Genomic DNA, 16,249 nt, shown 5'->3' with positions numbered 1-16,249 from the left:
CATGGATGCTGGATGTGTGGCTCAGATTGCGATGGGATCACTGTAGGAGCAAAGCTTGCTCGCGATGAACGAAGACGCGGTATGCCAGACCTGACGCCATCGCGAGCAAGCTTTGCTCCTACAGGGGTTCGTGTTTCACGGGAGGATTTCGAATGAGGTGCTGGCCAGGCGCTCCCCATTCACCAGCACGTGCACGGCGTGTTTGCCCACGTAGTGTTTGCGGGTGGTGAGCTCCTTGATCTGCTGGCTACGGGCGATGGATTCGGTCGCCTTGCCGGGAAGCGTCAGCGCCTTGAGCTTGAACACCTTTGCCGAGGTGCTGCCGTTGGCTTTTACGTAATCGATCGCGTAGTCGATCACCAGTCGCTGACTGTCCTGGACCGTGGATTTCACGGCGAAGGACAGGGTGATTTTTTCACCCAGACGAATCACCGCCGGTTGCACCTTCACATCGATGATCTCGACCTCAGGCTTGCCGCCCGCGCCAATGATCGCCAACGCTCGTTGATTGCCTTGTTTGATCAGGCTGCGCAGCGCGTGTTTGGCGATCCATGCCGTGTGTTTGTTGTCCAGCGACCAGCCTTCGATCAGGTCCAGCACCCATTCGGGATGATCCTTGGTGATGTCGTTGAGGTGGTTGGCCACGGACTTGCGCACGTAGAGGCTGTTGTCGGCCTTGAGGTTGTCGAGGATCACCGCCGCCAATGTTGGGTCAGCCTGAATCTGTTCCAGTCGAAACGACCATGGCAGGCGCGGTCGGCTGCCTTCACTGGCCAAGCGGCGGACGTGTTCGTTTTCGTCCAGGGACCACTGGTGCATGACCGCCAGGGAGCGTTCGATGTCGCTGCGCAAGAAATAGCGGATCGCGAATTCCGAGGAGCCGAAGGTAGTGAAGTATTTCAGCGCCTCCATGGACTGCTCGAAGGCGTGTCCGCCGTAGGTCGCGACGTAATGCGGCAATGAGATGCTGACGAAGCCGCTGTTCAGGCGCGGGGCGAGGGCGCGCAGTACTTCAAGCGTTTCTTCATAGTTCAACGGTAGGACGGTGTGCAGGCACTCGCTGACTCGGGCCATGCGCTGCATGATTGATAATTCGCCTAGCCCGTCGTTGGCCAGTTTCAGGAAGGCCTTGGCGTTGAACGCGGGGTAAACGGCGGTCATCTCGGTGGCGATGTGTTTGAGGCGGTCGGCGTTGAAGATTTCTTTCAGGGCGGGGGCGGGTTGGTTGGTGTTGGTCATAGGATGGGTTTGCTCGAATGGTTGTGTGTCCGTTAGATCCATCCCCTCACCCCAGCCCTCTCCCCACGGGGGAGAGGGGGAAAGGGGGCCGATCTCCATGGCTTTCAAATCCTGAGTTCGACTCGATATCTCAGGTCGCAGTATTTCAACCAAACTCCTCGGTCGGTCCCCTCTCCCCACGGGGGAGAGGGGGAAAGGGAGCCGATCTCCATGGCTTTCAAATCCTGAGTTCGACTCGATATCTCAGGTCGCAGTATTTCAACCAAACTCCTCGGTCGGTCCCCTCTCCCCACGGGGGAGAGGGGGAAAGGGAGCCGATCTCCATGGCTTTCAAATCCTGAGTTCGACTCGATATCTCAGGTCGCAGTATTTCAACCAAACTCCTCGGTCGGTCCCCTCTCCCCACGGGGGAGAGGGGGAAAGGGAGCCGATCTCCATGGCTTTCAAATCCTGAGTTCGACTCGATATCTCAGGTCGCAGTATTTCAACCAAACTCCTCGGTCGGTCCCCTCTCCCCACGGGGGAGAGGGGAAAGGGAGCCGATCTCCATGGCTTTCAAATTCTGAGTTCGACTCGATAATTCAGGTCGCAGTATTTCTAAAGAACTCCCAGATCAGTCCCCTCGCCCCTTGGGGAGAGGGTTAGGGTGAGGGGCTGGATCTCAAGCCTTACCCGATTCCTGCTCCCCCAACTGATCCGACTCAAACAATCTCGCCAGTTCCGCCCGGGCTTCCTGCGCCGTCTGCAATACCTTCGCTGCATCGTCATAAATCGCATGCTGGGCCTCCAGCACCTGTTCGTCGTGATGCTTGAAGCGCTTGATCCGCGCATCGGCCTGGGCCTGGGTCAGCCCCAGGCCGACCAGCGTGCGCCGGCTCATTTCCAGACTCGAGTAATAGGTTTCCCGAATGGCCTCGGCGCCAAGGTCCACCAAGCGATGCACATGCTGACGGTTACGGGCCCGGGCGATGATTTTGATGTGCGGGTAGAGTTTGTGCACCAGTTCAGCGGTCTTGATGTTGGTGTCCGGGTCGTCGGTGGCGATGACAAAGTATTCCGCCTGCTCGACCTTGGCCGCACTGAGGATCTCCGGGCGCATCGGGTCGCCGTAGAACACCGGCACACCGCCGAAGCTGCGCGACAGTTCGATGGTTTCCACCGAGGTGTCGAGGGCGACGAACTTGATGTTCTGCGCGCGCAAAATTCGCGCGACGATCTGCCCCATACGGCCCATGCCGGCGATCACCACGCGTGGCGTGTCGGTATGGATCTCGCGGAATTTCTCCGGCACCACCACCGGTTGAACCTTTGGCCTGACCAGTCGCGCGCACACCAGCAACAGCAGCGGCGTCACCGCCATGGACAAGGTGATGGTCAGCACCAGCAAGTCGTACAGGTTCGGCTCGAACAGGCCCTGGTCGCGGCCGATCTTGAACACCACAAACGCAAATTCACCACCGGCCGCAAGCACGATGCCGAGGCGAATCGCACTGACCTTGCCCAGACCACCCGCCAGCCGACCGACCACAAACAGCAGCGGCAGTTTGATTGCGATCAGCAACAGGGTCAGGCCCAGCACTGTGATCGGCGCGCTCAGGAGCAGACTCAGGTTGGCGCCCATGCCGACACTGATGAAAAACAGCCCCAGCAGCAATCCCTTGAACGGCTCGATTTGCGCTTCCAGTTCGTGGCGGTATTCGGAGTCCGCCAGCAGCAACCCGGCGAGGAACGCCCCCAGCGCCATGGACACGCCGACCAGGTCCATCAGCCACGCCGTGCCCATCACCACCAGCAACGCGGTGGCCGTGGAGACTTCCGGCAAACCGCTCTTGGCCACCACCCGGAACACCGGCCGCAACAGGTATCGCCCACCGATCACCATCACCGCGATGCTGCCCAGCACGCGCAAGCCGTGATTGAGGCCTTCACTAGGGCTGCTGGTGTGATCGCCGCCCGCCAGCAACGGCACCATGGCGATCAACGGGATAGCGGCGATGTCCTGGAACAACAGAATCGCGAATGCCAAGCGCCCGTGGGGACTGGTCAGTTCCTTGCGCTCGGCCAGGCTTTGCAAACCGAACGCCGTGGACGACAGCGCCAGGCCCAAGCCCAGCACGATCGCGCTGTTCAACGGTTGGCCGAACACGAACAACGCCAGCACACCAATCACCGTGCCCGTCAGCAGCACTTGCGCCAGGCCGACGCCGAACACCGATCTGCGCATCACCCACAAACGTCGCGGCGACAGTTCAAGACCAATGATGAACAGCAGCAACACCACCCCGAGTTCGGAAATGTGGCTGACGCTTTGCGGATTGCCAATCAAGCCCAGCACCGATGGCCCGATGATCACCCCTGCAAACAGATAACCCAGTACCGCCCCCAGCTGCAGACGCTTGGCCAAGGGAACGGTGAGCACCGCCGCGAACAGAAACACGACAGCGGCTTGCAACAGGTTGCCTTCATGGGGCATGGCTTACTCCAGAACTCGGTACGGCGGGGGGGACAAGGATAAAGGGTGATGCGTCATGCGTCAGCCATGAACATACAATCCTGCTGGCTGACATACCGCCATCGCGAGCAGGCTCGCTCCCACATTTGTTTGTTGGGGGCAGAGATACTGTGTCCACCGCAGATCCATTGTGGGAGCGAGCCTGCTCGCGATGGCGGCCTGAAGGACGACGAAAATATAGTTACATGTTGCATTAATTAGTTACATTTATGCGATAGGCTGATCAATCTGTCCCGTTTCCCGAGTGCGCATCATGGCCATCAACTTCGACCTTAACGACCTGCAAGCCTTTCGCGCCGTGGTGGAGCAGGGCAGCTTTCGCAAGGCGGCCGACACGGTGCGCATCTCCCAACCGGCGCTGAGCCGGCGCATCGAAAAGCTCGAAGACGCCCTCGGTGTGAGGTTGTTCGAGCGCACCACCCGCAAGGTCAGCCTGACCCAGGCCGGACGCGGTTTTATGCCGAGTGTCGAGCGTCTGTTGGACGACCTGGACGTGGCGCTACTGGGCATCAGCGAAGTCGCCTCGACCCGCCTCGGTCACGTCACCGTCGCCTGCGTGCCTTCAGCGGCTTACTACTTCATGCCGCGAGTGATCGCGCACTACCACCGGCAGTTTCCACGGATCAAGGTCAAGGTCCTCGATTCCAGCGCCCACGAAGTGCTGAGTGCGGTGGTCAACGGCGAGGCGGATTTCGGCCTGAGTTTCATGGGCACCCTGGAGGCGGAAGTGGAGTTCGAGCCGCTGGTACAGGAAGGTTATGTGGTGGCGTGCCGGCGTGATCATCCGTTGGCCGGACGCGCCAGCGTGACGTGGGATGAGTTTTATCAGCAGGACTACATCTCGCTGGACAAGACGTCCGGCAATCGCTTTCTGCTGGATCAGGCGCTCACGGGCATCGTGCCGCAGCGGTCGAGCATCTGCGAAACCCGGCATGTGACGACGATGATTGGTTTGGTCGAAGCGGGGTTGGGTGTGGCAGCGGTGCCCTTGATGGCAATGCCGGCAGCGGATCACCCGATCCTGACACGGGTGCCGCTGACCGATCCGCAGGTGATGCGCAGTGTCGGTTTGATTAAACGCCGGGGTCGCACCTTGACCCCGGCGGCACTGGAACTGGAACGGCTGGTGGTGGAAATGAAAGTCCAGGTCAGCGACTGACTGAGTCCAGCCCGGTGGCTTTCACATCCGGTTGAGCGGCGGTGGAGGCCAGGTAATCCAGCAATGCCTTGGCTTGCGCCGGGTGTTGCGCACCGACCGGAATGCCGGCGGCGAAACGCGTGACCGACTGCACTGACTCTGGAATCTTCGCCACAAAACTCACGCCCGGCACCGGCAGCAACTCGCTGACCTGCTGAAAGCCCAGTTGATAGTCACCGGTGGCAACCACCGAGCCCACCGGGATTTTCGCAACCATCGTCGACTTGGGTTTGAGCTGGTCTTCGATGCCCAGCCGTTTGAACAATTGCTCCTCGATGTATACGCCACTGGCGCTGTCGGAATAGGCCACGGACTTCGCGTCGAGCAAGGTCTTTTTCAGGCCGTCGACAGAGCTGATGTCCGGTTTCGGCGCGCCTTCACGTACCACCAGGCCGATCCGCGAGTCCGCCAGCTCGACCCGTGAGGCGGGATCGACTTTGCCTTGCTTGATCAGGTCATCGAGCGCGTAGCCGACCATGATCACCACGTCGGCCTTTTCACCGCGAGCCAGACGATTGGGAATCGCTTCCGGCGCCTTGCCCATCGAAGGGCCAAGGGCGGTGTCCAGTGTGTTACCCGTGGAGGCGGCGAATTTCGGGCCGAGGACTTTGTAGGCAGCGGTGAAACCGCCAGAGGTCATCACGCGGATCTCTTCGGACTGGGCGACGGTGCTCAGACCCAGGCTGGCCAGCAAAGTCAGGGCAGCAAAATTAAATAGCTTCTTCATGGTCATGTGCTCTAGAAGGATTCAGGACATCGCCGATTGCAGGCGACCGGTCGAACGGCGATAGAGATACAGCGTCGCGCACAGGGCACAGAGCGCGGCGAAACTCATCCAGTAACCGGGCGCAGCCTTGTCGCCGGTGTATTGGATCAGGAAGGTCGACATCGCCGGGGTGAAACCACCGAACACGGCCGTGGCCAGGCTATAAGCCAGGGAGAAACCGGCAACCCGAACTTCGACCGGCATGATTTCCGTCAGCGCGGCAATCATCGCGCCGTTGTACAAACCGTAAATGAACGACAACCACAGCAGCACCAACAGCATGTTGATGAAGCTCGGCGCCTGCACCAGATACGTCAGTGCCGGATACGCCGTGGCCAAGGTCAGCAGGGCCATGGCAATCAGCACCGGACGACGGCCGATGCGGTCCGACAGTGCGCCACCCATCGGCAGCCAGAAGAAGTTCGAAACGCCCACCAGCAAGGTCACCAGCAGCGCATCAGAAGTACTCAGGTGCAGCACGGTCTTGCCGAAGGTCGGTGCGTACACGGTGATCAGGTAAAACGCAGTGGTGGTCAGGGCGACCATCATCATCCCGGCGAACACGATCACCCAGTTCTGCGCCAACGTGCGGAACACATCGCCCATGCTCGGGCGGTGTTTACGGGCGGCGAACGCTTCGGTTTCCTCAAGGTTGCGGCGCAGGAAAAAAATGAACGGTACGATCATGCAACCGACGAAAAACGGAATTCGCCAGCCCCAGTCGGCAATCATCGCTGGCGCCATCCATTGGTTCAGGCCATAGCCCAACGCCGCCGCGACAATGATCGCCACTTGCTGGCTGGCCGACTGCCAACTGGTGAAGAAGCCTTTGTTGCCGGGCGTGGCGATCTCCGAGAGGTACACCGAGACGCCACCCATTTCTGCGCCAGCCGAGAAGCCTTGCAGCAAGCGGCCGATCAACACGATGGCCGGGGCGAACAACCCGATGGTTTCATAGCCCGGCACCAGCACAATCAAAATCGTGCCGCTGGCCATGATCGACAAGGTGACGATCAACCCTTTGCGCCGACCCACATCATCGATGTAGGCGCCCAGCACGACGGCGCCCAACGGTCGCATCAGAAAGCCTGCGCCGAACACCGCGAAGGTCATCATCAGCGAGGCGAACTCGCTGCTGGCCGGGAAGAACACGGCAGCGATCTGCGTGGCGTAAAAGCCGAACAGGAAGAAGTCGAATTGTTCGAGGAAGTTGCCCGAGGTGACCCGGAAAATCGCACTGGCCCGGGAGCGACCGGAAGTCGAGGGCCGTTGGGTTGATGCTGTCATAGACGTGTACTCCACCGCTTTTATGACGTGCACCGCCTGGACGCGGCGCACGGTTCTTATTGGGGCGGATAGTGGAGCAGGGTGATCGATATGTTAATTGCATTGTTGGCATGCATTGATGTGTGAAACGGATCAATGCAACCCATAAGGTGCGTTAAACCGTCGAAGGGCTATTCGCTGTGAGCGCGTACGGGGCTTTCAGTGCCCAACCGATACTGATTATTCCCACTGCGCTTCGCCTCATACATCGCCAGATCCGCAATATGAATCAACCGGTCCATGCTCGGCGCATGGTCAGGGAACACCGCGACCCCAAGGCTGGTGCCGATGTGGCGTTGATCATTACCGATGGTCACCGGCGGCGACAGTTCGACGAAGATTTTCTGGCAGATGCTGCGGGCTTCGTCTTGCAGGCTGTTGCCCTGGGGCAGGCCTTGAAGGATGACCACAAACTCGTCGCCGCCGATCCGGGCGACGGTATCGGTTGAGCGCAGGATTTTCTTCAGTCGGGTGGCGGTGGTGATCAGTACCCGATCGCCGGCGGCATGGCCGTAATGGTCGTTGATGGCCTTGAAACCATTGAGGTCGACAAACACCAGTGCAACCCGCGTAGCGCTGATGCGCGCCTGTTCCAGCGCTTCGGACAGACGCTCCTCAAGCACCAGACGATTGGGCAGGCCGGTCAGCGGGTCGAAGTGGGCCAAGTGTTGCAGGTAGCTGGCGGAGGCTTTTTCCTCGGTGATATCGCGTACCACGCCCATCATCTTGATCGTTGCATCGTGGTCGTTCTTGACCACATTGCCGGTTTCCCGAAGCCAGCGGATCGTGCCGTCGGGCCAGACCACCCGATATTCCTCGTCATGGTTGTCGCCGGTTGCCAGGCAACGCAATTCCCCGGCCCGGACCCTGGCCCGGTCGTCCGGGTGAACACATGAGCAAAACAAGGCGTAGGAGGGCGTTACTTCGTCGATCTTGAAGCCAAACATGGCGTAGATCGCGTCCGACCAATAGAGCTTGTCGGTGTCGACGTCCCAGTCCCACGTGCCGATACGGGCGAAGTACTGGCTGCGCTTGAAGCGTTCGGCGTCACCGTCCTGATGGATATTTTGCCCATCCGTCAGGTTGGTGATCAGCACGCGATACTCGGCCAGCTGCTTTTGCAGCGAGCGCTCGCGACCGATCAACGCGACGATCAGGGCAAGCATCATTGAGCCGATGGCGGCGCTGGTCCAGTCGACATTCATTCAGGTTTCGCCATCGTGGCGTATCAGCCGTATCGGGAGAGGTGTGCCTATGTTAGTTCACACGGCCCCCGATCATCAGCCCCTATTACGAAGGGCGCCCAACTTATAGCAGTTCACCTTTGTCCCACAGATGCACCAATTCCCCAGGCGCCTGATCTTCAGGCACCTTCATCACCATTCGGTCGTCCTGTTCGCCGCTGCGGTAGCGCACTTCGATTTGATAGAAGCGCTGATCGCCCCGACCGGCAGATGAACTCGTCATCAGCAGGCAACCCTCGAGCAACGAGCAAATGCGGGTGCGTTGGTCGGCATTGCATTGGGCGAATTCGATCTCTCGGGGGCGGGTCAAACTGTGGATCGCCGCCATGCCGCCCTGGCGGGAGACACAGACCACCGCGTTATTGTCCAGTGTTGGCAAGGTTTTCATTGTTCCTCCGGCGTCAGGTCGACGCCCACTTCAGACCAGCCGTGTCGCACCGCCTCGACTGCCTTTGCCCCAAATCCTTGCCGGGCATGCTCGACAGTCAATTGCGCGAAGGCACTGAATGTCGCTTCGCTACTCAGGCGTTTATCGCACAGCGTGTCGTACCAGATGCGGCCGGTTTTTTCCCAGGCAAAACCGCCCAGCGCCATCGCGGCCAGATAAAACGCCCGGTTGGGGATGCCCGAATTGATGTGCACACCGCCGTTGTCTTCCTGGGTGATGACGAACTTGCGCATGTGATCCGGTTGCGGGTCCTTGCCGAGCAGCGGGTCGTCATAGGCCGTGCCCGGATGGGCCATCGAGCGCAAACCGATAGCTTTGATGCGCGGTGCCAGCAAGTCGGCGCCGATCAGCCAGTCAGCCTCTTCGGCGGTCTGGCCCAGTACATGTTGTTTGATCAGCACCCCGAAAACGTCCGATATCGATTCATTCAATGCCCCGGACTGGCTGGTATAGGCCAGACCGGCTTCGCTTTCGATCACGCCATGCGTCAACTCGTGACCGATCACATCCAGAGAGCGGGTGAAGCGCTCGAAGATTTCGCCATCGCCGTCGCCGAACACCATTTGCGCGCCATTCCAGAATGCGTTTTGGTAATCAAGGCCGTAATGCACGCTGCCGATCAGGGCAAAACCCTTGTTGTCGATGGAGTCCCGACCCAGCACCTTCCAGAAGAAATCATAGCTGGCCCCCATTGCGTCGTAGGCCTCGTCGACCGCCGGATCGCCGGTTGCCGCCTGGCCTTCAAGTCGCACAGGCATACCCGGCAGCAGCATTTTCCCTTGCGCGTCATGAATGCTGCGCTGTGCCAGACCGGGGCGGCCGGGCAGCGGCAGGATAGCTTTGGCGGGTGGTCGCAATGGCGGTCCGGGATTGTGCCGCAGACGGCGGACATGGCTCAGCGTGGTCTGGGCGCTGGAGCGCTGACGGTCGGAACCGTGGGCGATGATTCGGTTGAGGATGTAGGGCGGGATGAAACTGTACAGCGGTGATGAGTCGGTCATCAGAGCATCCTTTCCTGAATAGAAAGTCGTTATTCATGTGAGCCGGATGACGGTCTTTCGGTTCCGTGGATTGCCTTGCGCGCCGGTTTCTGCGAAAACCTCCGTCCGCGCCCCAATCACTGGGCGACAGTGAACGAGTAGGAATCATGAACGACGAGTTGCAAATCATTGACCTTGAGCCGGGCGACGGCAAAACCGCCGTCAAAGGCGCACTGATTACCACCCAATATCGCGGTTGGCTGGAAGACGGAACTGAATTCGATTCTTCCTACAGCCGGGGTAAACCTTTCCAGTGCGTGATTGGCACGGGGCGGGTGATCAAGGGTTGGGATCAAGGGATTATGGGCATGCAGGTCGGCGGCAAGCGCAAGTTGCTGGTGCCGGCGCATCTGGCCTACGGTGAACGGACCATGGGCAAGATCACGCCGAACTCGAATTTGATTTTCGAGATTGAGTTGCTGGAAGTGCTGACGCGCGACGATTAACCGCTAAGACTGAAAGGTCTCCCGATAGGCATACAAACCCGGTGCTCCACCCGTCATCACGAACAGCACATTGTCTCCGGAACGGTAGCGCCCTTGCCTGAGATCGGCCAACAGCCCGGCAAACGCTTTGCCGGAGTACACCGGGTCGATCAACAGGCCTTCGGCGCGAGCCATCAGGCGCACTGCTTCCTGCATGGCTGGCGTTGGCAGACCGTAACCGTCGCCCAACTGACTGCCGTCAATGGCGATCTCTTCAGCCTGCACAATGGCGCTACTGCCCAACAGCGCCAGTGCGTCCTGGGTCAATTGCCGGGTTCTGGCCGCTGACGTGTCTCGATCGGACAAAACTGAATAGGATTTTACGATCGAGGTGCCTCGGCCCAGCAACTGGAAGCCGGCCGCGAGCCCGGCGTGGGTGCCGGCGCTGCCGTTGGGCACCACGACCTGATTGAAGGTGAGGCCGAGTTCCGTCTCTTGCTGTGCGATCTCCGCTGCACAGCGCGCATAACCGAGACTGCCCAGCGGCGTTGAGCCACCGGTGGGAATCACCAGCACGTTGCGCCCCGAATCCCGAAGTTGCGTGGCCCGTGTTTCGGCCACGGCGAGTGAGTTGCTGCCCCCGGCAAGCACCTGTAGCTGTGCGCCGAACAACTGGTCGAGCAGAACGTTGCCGTTGAGTTCGTAATCCACATCGGTTTTGGGTACCGCGCGGGTCAGGATCAGTTCACAGGCCAGGCCCAGGCGAGCACACATCGCGGCGGTCAGGCGCGCATGGTTGGATTGAATGCCGCCCACGGTGATCACCGTGTCGACTCCGGCCGCCAGCGCCGCGCCGATATGGAATTCGAGTTTGCGCAGTTTGTTACCGCCACCGCCAATCAGCATATGATCGTCGCGCTTGAGAAACAGGCCGATTCCCTGCGGCTTCAAGCCCAGCAGGTGTTCGAGGCGTTCGGCGCGCTGTATGGGCGTGGGGCCTTGCAGAAGGTCTGCCCGCGCAAAAGAACTCAGTGACGTGTCCAGTAGGGTTTGCATCAATGGAGCCTCGTTGTTCACCTTTAATAATGTGACTCTATGGAGAACGGCCTTCGTGATAAACGCATTGCCGGTTATTACTCCTTTAACCTGATGTATTTAATCAAGCGTTCCGTTTCCTCCTTTTACAAGGCATGGTCATGAGCAAACTCAGGCAAATGGAAGTTTTCGTCGCCGTGGTCGAGGCGGGCAGCTTCGCCGATGCGGCCAGTGACATCGGAATGTCGGCGGTCATGGTTGGACGGCATATCCAGAGCCTGGAGAAAACCCTCAACACCCAGCTCATTCAACGCACCACCCGACGCCAATCCATCACCGGGGAAGGGCGGTTGTTTTATGAAGAAGCCAAGCGGGCGCTGGAGCAGGTGAAGTACGCGTTCAGCCGGGTGGAGGCGTCGAACCCGGTGCCCAGCGGCCTGTTGCGAATCACCGCGCCGATGACCCTCGGCGTGTCTTTGGTCGGTCCTCTGGTGTCGGCGTTCATGCAGTGTTATCCGCAGATCCAGGTCGAGCTGATTCTGAGCAATGAAGTGGTGGACCTGTACGAGACCTCATTCGATCTGGCGTTCAGGATCTCCGAACTGATCGGCGTGAATCTGCTGGCCAAGCCATTGCCGCCTTATCGAATGGTGATCTGCGCATCGCCCCGGTATCTCGAAAAATGGCAGGAACCTCAGTCCCCCGAAGACCTGCACCGACACCGAATTCTCACCCACACGTCCTGGAACAATCGTTTTGCCTGGCCTTTGCAAAACGGCGCCAGCGAGGTTCCCTGGCCCGAAGGAGCGGTGCTGAAAAGCAATGACGGCCAAGTGCTGCTGCAAGCGGCTGTGGCCGGAGAGGGAATTTTGATGCAACCCGATTTCCTGGTGTCGGCCGCGTTGGCCAAAGGCGAACTCGTGCGGATCCTGGACGCCTATGCGCCGCCGCCTAAGCCGGTACAGATGGTGTATCCACGCTCGCGAAAATCACTGCCGAAGTTGAAAGCCTTTATCGATTTTGTTGCGCAGCGATTGGCGTGACCGTTGCGGAAGCGGATTTTTCAGGCGGGTTTCGATAGGCTACGGCGCATCAAAAACCAACGCCTTTGCGTGGGAGGGCGGGATTGCTCATGGCTACAGCGGTTATCGGGTGGATCGGGATGGCAATGCCTTCATGATTCATGAAGGCAAAGTCTGGACGCTGATCGATCGGCACGGTGAGCATCGGGGGCAGGCGGCACTGTTCTGGCCGGATGCGGAGCGGGTTGGTCGGGTTGATTGGTGTGCGACACCCATCAACTGTGGGAGCGAGCCTGCTCGCGATGAACGATGACGCGGTCGCTGAAGATCGGAATGCGGCCGTTGAGGGAAGGGCGGTAGTGCCATTCCAATTGATCTAGCGTGGGCTTCATTGCCAGAATCTCCTTCAACGTAGCGCTGGCAATACTCAACGCCAACAACTGCCCCGGACATTGATGCCGCCCAGCCCCAAAGGTGAAACTACGCCGGTCTGGACGATCAAGAAGAAAGACGTCGGGATGGTCATTGAGCTGCGGATCGCGATTAGCCGAGGCCAGCAGCACCAGAATCACGTCGCCGGGGTTCAGGCTTACCCCTTCGATTTCACAAGGCGCAGCGACAAACCGGCGGGTGTTCTGCACCGACGGGTCGAAGCGCTGAACTTCAGCGATCAAGTCGCCAACCGGTGTCGATTCACTGTGCAGCGACGGGTTTCGAATCAACGCCAACAGCGCATTGCCGATCAGTCCGGCGATGGCTTCATAGGTCTGGGAAAACAGCCCGATAAGGTTGGCGATCAACATTTCAGCGTCGCCAGAGGTTGCCTCGAAGCGCTGGCGGATCCCGGCGAGCAGGGCGCTCTGATTGCTCGGGTCATCCAGCAACTCAACGAAATAGCCGCTCAAGTGTTCCGCCGCAACGTGCGCTGCATCCCGTTGCGCCTGATCGCCAAGGGGCGACAGGCACGTGACGAAGTCTGCGGTCAGCTCGCTGATAGCCCGGCCCTGAGCCGGCGAGAACCCCAGCAATGCAGCCACCACACAAACCGGCCCGCGGAACATCGCGTTGTACAACCCTTCGGCGCCCGGAGTGATCAGGCGAGCGCCGACCAGCGCATTGACTTCATCGACATCAATCGACGCCAACCCTGGCTGAATCGCCGACCTCGGGCAACGCTGCCGTTCGCCCTCATTCATCCGCATCAACTGACCAAAGACCTTGCCGGCCATTCCGCCCACAATCGCCTTGGGCACCGGTTCGTGGGACGGTCGGACATGACAGTCAGGATGCGCCAGCACGGCCGCGACGGCTCGGGCGCTATTCGCCACCCACATTTTCAGTCCTTGGTGAAAAACCAACCCGCCCTCCGCACGCAATTGTGCGTAATAGGGGTAAGGATCGGCATGAGTCGCAGCGATGGTCGGGTCCATGGGGCGTAGCCTTGTTTGTGGTTGGAAAAGTGTTGCTACTATCTCCAGTTCGAAATGGCCTTGATTCGTCCGGGAACGAAATATGAACGTAGAACAGCACGACATCGGCGTTTCTCACGTGGCCGCGGCCATCGCGGAACCGGCCCGGACGAAAATCCTCTGTTCGCTGATGGACGGCCACGCCCGCACCAGCACCGAGTTGGCGGCGATTGCCGAAGTCAGCGCCTCCACCGCCAGCGCGCACCTGGCCAAACTCAAGGAATTGGCGCTGGTGCGGCTGCACGTACAGGGCCGACATCGCTATTACAGCTTGACGGACAAGCGTGTCGCCCAGGCGCTGGAAGCGTTGATGGTGATCGGCCAGAACGCTGCGCCGACCTTCAATTCGCGCACCCCGGATCGCCTGCAATTCGCCCGCACGTGCTACGACCACATGGCCGGCACGTTGGCAGTGCTGCTGCATGACCGGATGATCGAAGCGGGGTGGCTGCTGGAAACCGATGAACAGGTCTATCAACTGAGCGACAGCGGTGAGGTGTTGTTTGAAGGGTTGGGTATCGAGGTCAAGGATCTGAGTACGCTGCGTCGCCGCTTCGCCTGCCCGTGCCTGGACTGGAGCATGCGCCGCCCGCATCTGGGCGGTTCGTTGGGGGCGGCGTTGTTGCAAACGGCGATCAAGCGCAAATGGGTGACCCAGGACCTGGACAGCCGGGCGCTGGCGTTGACCGCGACGGGACGCAAGGAACTCAGCAGCCGGTTCGCTGTTGAACTGCCGATTCAGGTATCGACAGCACAACCCGCGTTCACCGAGACCCGGCGTCGCGCGAGCGCCGGTTCTGCACCTTAGCGACTGGCCGAGGCCATCAGCACGCCGAAACCGGCGAAGGTCACGCCCGAGACTTTCGCCGCCAGCCAGGAACCCTTCGGGCTCGACAACCAGCCTTTGGCGGCATTGGCGAGCAAGGCATAGCTGCCATGCACGAGGATCACCAGTACGCCATAGGAGGCGACCAGTTTGAAAAACTGGGTGGAGAAGTGCGCTGAGGTGTCGATGAATTGCGGGAACACCGCCAGAAAGAAAAACACGGCCTTGGGGTTCAAAAACTGGATCGAAGCCGCTTCGAGGAAGCGGTAGCCCGGGCTTGAGGGGCGCGTTTCAAGCAGCGTGTTGAAACCAGCCGAGCGCCAGCTTTTGTAACCCAGGTACAACAAGTAGGCGGCCCCTGCGTATTTCAACGCGGTAAAGGCGTTGGCGGAGGTGCTGAGGATCAGGCCGACACTGGTGGCGCTGATGGCGGCGACAATAAACGCACCCGAGGCGATCCCCAGAATGCCCGGCACTGCCCCGGTCCAGCCGTGACGCACCGCGTTGGACAGGGTCAGGACCACGCCAGGCCCCGGACTCAAAATGGTCAAGGTGGCGAAAAGTAAAAAGAGTCCGTAGCTGTTCATGTCTTGCTCCGTCAGGTGGCGCTGGCTGTGTGCGGGCAGATTGGCGTGACGACGTGGGCGTGACAAACGCTTTAATTGCGCTGCATATGTGACTAAATTAGACACATGATGAATCCACTACCGCCGCTTAATGCTGTTCGCGCCTTCGCCGTTGCTGCTCGCCATCAAAGTTTCAGCCTGGCGGCCGAAGAGCTGCATGTCAGTCACAGTGCCGTCAGCCGGCACATCAAATTGCTTGAGGAACACCTGGGTGTGCTGCTGTTCGAGCGGCGTGTCCGTCAATCGGTGTTGACGCCGGCCGGTCAGCGCTTTTATGAGCAGGTCAGTGCCGGGCTGGCGCAGATCGCCAACGCCGCGGCTGCGCTCAAGCAACATGCGTCGCTGCCGACCGTGAAGATCAATGTCCGTCCATCCTTTGCCATGCTTTGGCTAGCGCCCAGACTGGAGGATTTCATTGCGCAGCACCCGGACATCAAACCGCAAGTGATGACCCAAACCCAGGCACCCGATCATGCTCGCGACGGGTTCGACATCGTCATTCGCCGTGGTCGTGACGACTGGGCGCCGGCGATTGAGGCGCGAGCCCTCTTCGAAGACGAACTGTTGCTGGTCGCGGCACCCTCGCTGATCGAGCGCCTGGCCCTTGAAGACCTCGTGTCCCTGAGCCGGCACACGTTACTGACCGCCAAGGCGCGTCGCGAAGATTGGCACAACTGGGCCCTGCATTTTGGCCAAGGCCAGTCAGCCACTCAGGTCACCCGGCAGTTTGATCACATGCACCTCGTGCTTGAGGCCGCCGTGGAAGGACAGGGTATTGCCTTGTGCCCGACCTCTTTGCTGGGCACCCACCTCTCGAGCGGTCGCCTGATTTGCCCGTTGCCCGAATTGCGAATGCCGTTGCCGCGTTATTACTACGGTGTCGCGCCGGACGTGACGGTGCAGACTCGGGTGTTTGTTGAGTGGCTGTTTGCCCGGATCGAAGAGGATGCCGGTCAGGTGGGGCAGTTGATTGCAGGGTGATTCGTCTGCAAGTGACCGGCGCTGAAATACACCGGCCAACAAAAAGCCCACCCGACGCATTCGCGAGGGGTGGGCTTTTTTAGTGCCTGAAG

General features: G+C 59.9%; 15 protein-coding genes and 1 pseudogene. 6 read left to right on the top strand and 10 right to left on the bottom strand.

Going from position 1 to position 16,249, the window contains the following annotated elements; genetic code table 11:
• Nucleotides 1-135: 135 nt before the first annotated feature.
• Nucleotides 136-1,239 carry a DNA alkylation repair protein gene (locus PMI27_RS20510; RefSeq protein ID WP_033053136.1) on the bottom strand — a complete coding sequence of 368 codons (1,104 nt, stop codon included), beginning with the start codon at nucleotides 1,237-1,239 and terminating at the stop codon, nucleotides 136-138.
• Nucleotides 1,240-1,900: 661 nt separating this feature from the next.
• Complete coding sequence (locus tag PMI27_RS20515; protein ID WP_008149698.1) at nucleotides 1,901-3,712, bottom strand: monovalent cation:proton antiporter-2 (CPA2) family protein; 1,812 nt, start codon at nucleotides 3,710-3,712, stop codon at nucleotides 1,901-1,903.
• A 292-nt stretch (nucleotides 3,713-4,004) separates the two neighbouring features.
• Here PMI27_RS20515 and PMI27_RS20520 point away from each other — a divergent pair, with 292 nt between their 5' ends.
• On the top strand, nucleotides 4,005-4,910 hold the full coding sequence (locus PMI27_RS20520; protein ID WP_008149700.1) for a LysR family transcriptional regulator: 906 nt from the start codon (nucleotides 4,005-4,007) through the stop codon (nucleotides 4,908-4,910).
• Here the strand turns inward: PMI27_RS20520 and PMI27_RS20525 are convergent.
• The 5 genes from PMI27_RS20525 to PMI27_RS20545 all read right to left on the bottom strand — a co-directional run bounded on the left by PMI27_RS20525 (nucleotide 4,900) and on the right by PMI27_RS20545 (nucleotide 9,734).
• Nucleotides 4,900-5,676: a substrate-binding domain-containing protein gene (locus tag PMI27_RS20525; RefSeq protein WP_008149702.1), complete on the bottom strand. Its 777-nt coding sequence runs from the start codon at nucleotides 5,674-5,676 to the stop codon at nucleotides 4,900-4,902. The two genes, PMI27_RS20520 and PMI27_RS20525, sit on opposite strands and share 11 nt — an antisense overlap.
• A 21-nt stretch (nucleotides 5,677-5,697) precedes the next feature.
• Nucleotides 5,698-7,002 (bottom strand): MFS transporter, encoded by a 1,305-nt coding sequence (locus PMI27_RS20530; RefSeq protein WP_008149705.1) that lies wholly within the window; start codon nucleotides 7,000-7,002, stop codon nucleotides 5,698-5,700.
• Nucleotides 7,003-7,172: 170 nt separating this feature from the next.
• Nucleotides 7,173-8,246: a sensor domain-containing diguanylate cyclase gene (locus PMI27_RS20535; RefSeq protein ID WP_008149707.1), complete on the bottom strand. Its 1,074-nt coding sequence runs from the start codon at nucleotides 8,244-8,246 to the stop codon at nucleotides 7,173-7,175.
• A 103-nt stretch (nucleotides 8,247-8,349) separates the two neighbouring features.
• On the bottom strand, nucleotides 8,350-8,673 hold the full coding sequence (locus PMI27_RS20540; RefSeq protein ID WP_008149709.1) for a protealysin inhibitor emfourin: 324 nt from the start codon (nucleotides 8,671-8,673) through the stop codon (nucleotides 8,350-8,352).
• On the bottom strand, nucleotides 8,670-9,734 hold the full coding sequence (locus PMI27_RS20545; RefSeq protein ID WP_008149711.1) for a M4 family metallopeptidase: 1,065 nt from the start codon (nucleotides 9,732-9,734) through the stop codon (nucleotides 8,670-8,672). Before PMI27_RS20545 ends, PMI27_RS20540 begins: the two co-directional genes overlap by 4 nt.
• Nucleotides 9,735-9,880: 146 nt before the next feature.
• Between PMI27_RS20545 and PMI27_RS20550 the strand changes: the two genes are divergently transcribed.
• Entirely contained in the window at nucleotides 9,881-10,219 is a 339-nt protein-coding gene (locus tag PMI27_RS20550; protein WP_008149714.1) for an FKBP-type peptidyl-prolyl cis-trans isomerase, read from the top strand.
• 3 nt (nucleotides 10,220-10,222) lie between these two features.
• On the opposite strand, the gene PMI27_RS20555 is transcribed toward PMI27_RS20550, so the two are convergent.
• Nucleotides 10,223-11,254: a D-cysteine desulfhydrase family protein gene (locus PMI27_RS20555; protein WP_008149715.1), complete on the bottom strand. Its 1,032-nt coding sequence runs from the start codon at nucleotides 11,252-11,254 to the stop codon at nucleotides 10,223-10,225.
• A gap of 140 nt (nucleotides 11,255-11,394) precedes the next feature.
• Here PMI27_RS20555 and PMI27_RS20560 point away from each other — a divergent pair, with 140 nt between their 5' ends.
• Complete coding sequence (locus PMI27_RS20560) at nucleotides 11,395-12,276, top strand: LysR substrate-binding domain-containing protein (RefSeq protein ID WP_008149717.1); 882 nt, start codon at nucleotides 11,395-11,397, stop codon at nucleotides 12,274-12,276.
• A 79-nt stretch (nucleotides 12,277-12,355) separates the two neighbouring features.
• A pseudogene (locus PMI27_RS30295) lies at nucleotides 12,356-12,568 on the top strand (MEKHLA domain-containing protein); the annotation flags it as partial.
• On the opposite strand, the gene PMI27_RS20565 reads toward PMI27_RS30295, so the two are convergent.
• A complete protein-coding gene (locus PMI27_RS20565) occupies nucleotides 12,531-13,685 on the bottom strand; it encodes a cytochrome P450 (protein WP_008149718.1) in 1,155 nt (384 codons plus the stop codon). The pseudogene PMI27_RS30295 and the gene PMI27_RS20565 overlap by 38 nt on opposite strands.
• Before the next feature lie 82 nt (nucleotides 13,686-13,767).
• Here PMI27_RS20565 and PMI27_RS20570 point away from each other — a divergent pair, with 82 nt between their 5' ends.
• Entirely contained in the window at nucleotides 13,768-14,532 is a 765-nt protein-coding gene (locus tag PMI27_RS20570; protein ID WP_008149719.1) for an ArsR/SmtB family transcription factor, read from the top strand.
• Here the strand turns inward: PMI27_RS20570 and PMI27_RS20575 are convergent.
• On the bottom strand, nucleotides 14,529-15,137 hold the full coding sequence (locus tag PMI27_RS20575) for a LysE family translocator (RefSeq protein ID WP_008149720.1): 609 nt from the start codon (nucleotides 15,135-15,137) through the stop codon (nucleotides 14,529-14,531). The genes PMI27_RS20570 and PMI27_RS20575 overlap by 4 nt on opposite strands.
• 105 nt (nucleotides 15,138-15,242) lie before the next feature.
• Between PMI27_RS20575 and PMI27_RS20580 the strand changes: the two genes are divergently transcribed.
• Nucleotides 15,243-16,157 carry a LysR substrate-binding domain-containing protein gene (locus PMI27_RS20580; RefSeq protein WP_008149721.1) on the top strand — a complete coding sequence of 305 codons (915 nt, stop codon included), beginning with the start codon at nucleotides 15,243-15,245 and terminating at the stop codon, nucleotides 16,155-16,157.
• Nucleotides 16,158-16,249: the final 92 nt, after the last annotated feature.

The sequence above is a fragment of the Pseudomonas sp. GM41(2012) genome, from assembly GCF_000282315.2.
In the GTDB taxonomy this organism is placed as follows: domain Bacteria; phylum Pseudomonadota; class Gammaproteobacteria; order Pseudomonadales; family Pseudomonadaceae; genus Aquipseudomonas.
This window is presented reverse-complemented; position numbering and strand designations above follow the sequence as displayed.